Genomic DNA, 3,081 nt, shown 5'->3' with positions numbered 1-3,081 from the left:
CCCCTCTCGATGACAAATGGCTCGAAAAACGCCCATTCCTTGTCCGACATCAACCCGCGAACCATCGCTGTTCTCCGCAAAGAACAGCCTTGAATCAGAAATCACGTGATTTGTGAATCCACTTTGTCAACACCACCTAGTATTATTCGATCAATCAAGTTCTCGATTATGATTCCGTCTGATCCGAAGTCAGTGAGTGCTCTTAGCTTCAGTTTCAATTTCGGTTCCAGTCCCCGAGCGCCAACCTTATAGTCGATCATCTCTTTGTATTTTCCGCTTGTGTCCATATCTAGACGATAAACTAACCGCCATTCTTCTTCTTCAAAGAATCCAATGTGCTTATTGAATAGAGAGAACAGCTTCAGCCGCTCAAACAGATAATGTCCAGCATGCAAGGCGACTGTCTCCGTCAACGAGGTGCCAACAAGAAGATCGCAAAATCTCTGAATTAATTTATCGATCCACAAGAATCGGTCAACCGTTGACGCATAAACAACGCTTGAGAATATAAACGGTACTCCCTCAGCTTCTGGAACTTTCTTTGGATCAAATACGATGCATGCTCCAGATGCATTTCCACCATAGCCACGCCACATCGAAAGTCTCCCATCATAATCATTCTTTCGATGGGCGCTGAAGCAGAGTACAAACACATCGAGAGCCTGCTCGTCGGCAAATGATTTGTAGGCGTATTCAAAGCTGGCAGTAAAGGTCTTGTAGAGTGCGGCGCTCGAGAACGCTTTCTTGATTTCAATACTCGCCAATACTTTATCGCGACCTTCTATCACCCCAAACCGGATTTCTTGCTGATCGTTCATGTAGAGCGGATTGGCCAGCCATATTTCTTCATTCTTAAGAATACTTTCGAGGACCTCTGCATTGGTGTAGTGCGCCAAGAGTGGAACGCTCTCTAAGTCTGACGGTCCCGAGTCGTCAAACAAATTTAAGAATATGTTCCTTATTTCGTCGTCAGTCATTGTAAGTTCTCACCGGTTTTCTAGTTTGGTAACAAAATAAAGGGAAACGACAACTCCAAATCACATGGTTTTGATGACCTTTTCAGCTCATTCCGGCTTTCCTTTCTGCAAGAAAGCTGGACCCCGGCCTCCGCCGGGGTGACGCGAGGATGGTGGCCATTTGGGTGTTGCAGCCCCACCACCGTCACTCCGCCGTGAAATGCCCGGACTTGCCGCCGGTCTTCTCCACAAGCCGGAGGTTGGTGATCTTCATGCCGCGGTCGGCCGCTTTCAGCATGTCGTAGAGCGTCAGGCAGGCGACCGCGCAGGCGGTGAGGGCTTCCATTTCGACGCCGGTCTTGCCGTCGACCTTGACGGTCGCCTCGACATCAATCGTGGCGGAGGGCTCGTCGGGTGTGAACGCCACCGTCACTTTGGTCACCGCCAGCGGGTGGCAGAGCGGGATGAGATCGGACGTCTTCTTGGCCGCCATGATGCCGGCGATGCGGGCGGTGGCGATCACGTCGCCCTTCTTGGCCTTGCCGGACAGCACCAGCGCCAGCGTTTCTGGCTTCATCGCGACGCTGGCCCGCGCCGTGGCGGAGCGGCTGGTGACGTGCTTTTCGGACACGTCCACCATATGGGCGTTGCCTTCGGCGTCGAGATGGGTAAGGCGGCTCATGGCTTTTCCAGAATGGCGCGGGTGGCGGCGGTCACGTCCGGCTGGCGCATCAGGCTTTCGCCGATCAGGAAGGCGTTGACGCCGGAGCGCGCCAGCCTCGCCAGATCATGCGGCGTGAACAGCCCGCTCTCGCCCACCGCGACGCGGTCCTTCGGGATCAGCGGGGCGAGCCGCGCGGTGGTCGCGAGCGAGGTTTCAAACGTGGGGAGATTGCGGGTGTTGACGCCGATGAGCGGCGAGCGGAGTTTCAGGGCGCGTTCCAGCTCCGGCTCGTCATGGACTTCGATGAGGACGTCGAGGTGCCAGTCCCGCGCGGCGGCTTCGAGCTCGGCGGCCAGCGCGTCATCGATCATTGCCATGATGAGGAGGATGCAATCCGCCCCCCAGGCGCGGGCCTCGGTCACCTGCCAGGGATCGAGCATGAAATCCTTGCGGAGCGCCGGGAGGCCGCAGGCCTGGCGGGCCGCCGTCAGATATTCCGGCGCGCCCTGGAAGGACGGCGCATCGGTCAAGACCGAGAGGCAGGCGGCCCCGCCCGCCTCATAGGCGCGGGCCAGCGACGGCGGATCGAAATCGGCGCGGATCAGGCCCTTGGACGGGCTCGCCTTCTTGATCTCGGCGATGAGGGCCCATTTGCCATCGGCGAGCTTGCTGTCGAGCGCGCTGGCAAAGCCGCGCACCGGGGGCGCCTGTCTGGCGCGGGCTTCGAGCTCGGCTTGTGACAGCGCCTGGCGGGCGCGGGCCACTTCCTCCCGCTTATAGGCCGCGATCCTGTCGAGAATGGTGGCCATCAGGAATTGGAAACCCTGATGAGGCTGGTGAGCGCCTGCTCGGCGGCGCCGCTGTCGATGGCCGCCTGCGCCAGACCGATGCCATGGCGGTAATCGGCGGCGCGGCCGGCCACCACCAGCGCCGCGGCGGCGGTCATCACCGCGGCATCGCGGAAGGCGGAGGGCTTGCCCGCCAGCACATGGCGCAGCGCATCGGCGTTGTGCGCGGCATCGCCGCCTTTCAGCTCTTCGAAGCTGGCGCGTTTCAGCCCGGCCTGTTCGGGGGTGAGTTCGAAGGTCCTGACTTCGCCGTCCTTCAGTTCGGCGATGAAGGTGGCGCCGCTCGGCACGATTTCGTCGAGGCCGCCTTCGCCATGGCAGATCCAGCAGGCCTCTGAGCCCAGGTTCCGCAGCACATGGGCGAGCGGCTCCACCCACGGGCGGGCGAAGACGCCCGTCACCTGGCGTTTCACCCCGGCGGGGTTGGAGAGGGGGCCCAGCAGGTTGAAGATCGTCCGTGTACCGAGTTCCACGCGCGAGGGACCCACATGCTTCATCGACACATGATGCGAGGGCGCGAACATGAAGCCCACACCTGCCTCTCCGATGCAGTCTGAAATCTTCTCCGGCGGCACGTCCAGCTTCACACCCAGGGCCATCAGCACATCAGCCG

General features: G+C 59.7%; 4 protein-coding genes. All 4 read right to left on the bottom strand.

The features are described 5' to 3' along the window. Positions 1 to 101: 101 nt before the first annotated feature. Positions 102 to 977: a DUF2971 domain-containing protein gene (locus ACKOED_RS14485; RefSeq protein ID WP_408917319.1), complete on the bottom strand. Its 876-nt coding sequence runs from the start codon at positions 975 to 977 to the stop codon at positions 102 to 104. A gap of 184 nt (positions 978 to 1,161) precedes the next feature. Next, positions 1,162 to 1,638: a cyclic pyranopterin monophosphate synthase MoaC gene (gene moaC / locus ACKOED_RS14480; protein ID WP_408917318.1), complete on the bottom strand. Its 477-nt coding sequence runs from the start codon at positions 1,636 to 1,638 to the stop codon at positions 1,162 to 1,164. Continuing rightward, entirely contained in the window at positions 1,635 to 2,429 is a 795-nt protein-coding gene (trpC, locus tag ACKOED_RS14475; RefSeq protein ID WP_408917317.1) for an indole-3-glycerol phosphate synthase TrpC, read from the bottom strand. Before trpC ends, moaC begins: the two co-directional genes overlap by 4 nt. Continuing rightward, positions 2,429 to 3,081, bottom strand: a 653-nt coding sequence (gene trpD, locus ACKOED_RS14470; protein WP_408917316.1) for an anthranilate phosphoribosyltransferase, incomplete at its 5' end; no start/stop codon positions are given. The genes trpC and trpD, both read right to left, overlap by 1 nt.

Origin of the sequence: Aestuariivirga sp., assembly GCF_046093005.1 — a bacterium.
GTDB lineage: Bacteria > Pseudomonadota > Alphaproteobacteria > Rhizobiales > Aestuariivirgaceae > Aestuariivirga.
This window is presented reverse-complemented; position numbering and strand designations above follow the sequence as displayed.

Bases quoted from the DNA above. Each gene is read 5' to 3' on its own strand.
- moaC (WP_408917318.1), bottom strand. From the start codon at position 1,638: ATGAGCCGCCTTACCCATCTCGACGCCGAAGGCAACGCCCATATGGTG.
- ACKOED_RS14485 (WP_408917319.1), bottom strand. From the start codon at position 977: ATGACTGACGACGAAATAAGGAACATATTCTTAAATTTGTTTGACGAC.
- trpC (WP_408917317.1), bottom strand. From the start codon at position 2,429: ATGGCCACCATTCTCGACAGGATCGCGGCCTATAAGCGGGAGGAAGTG.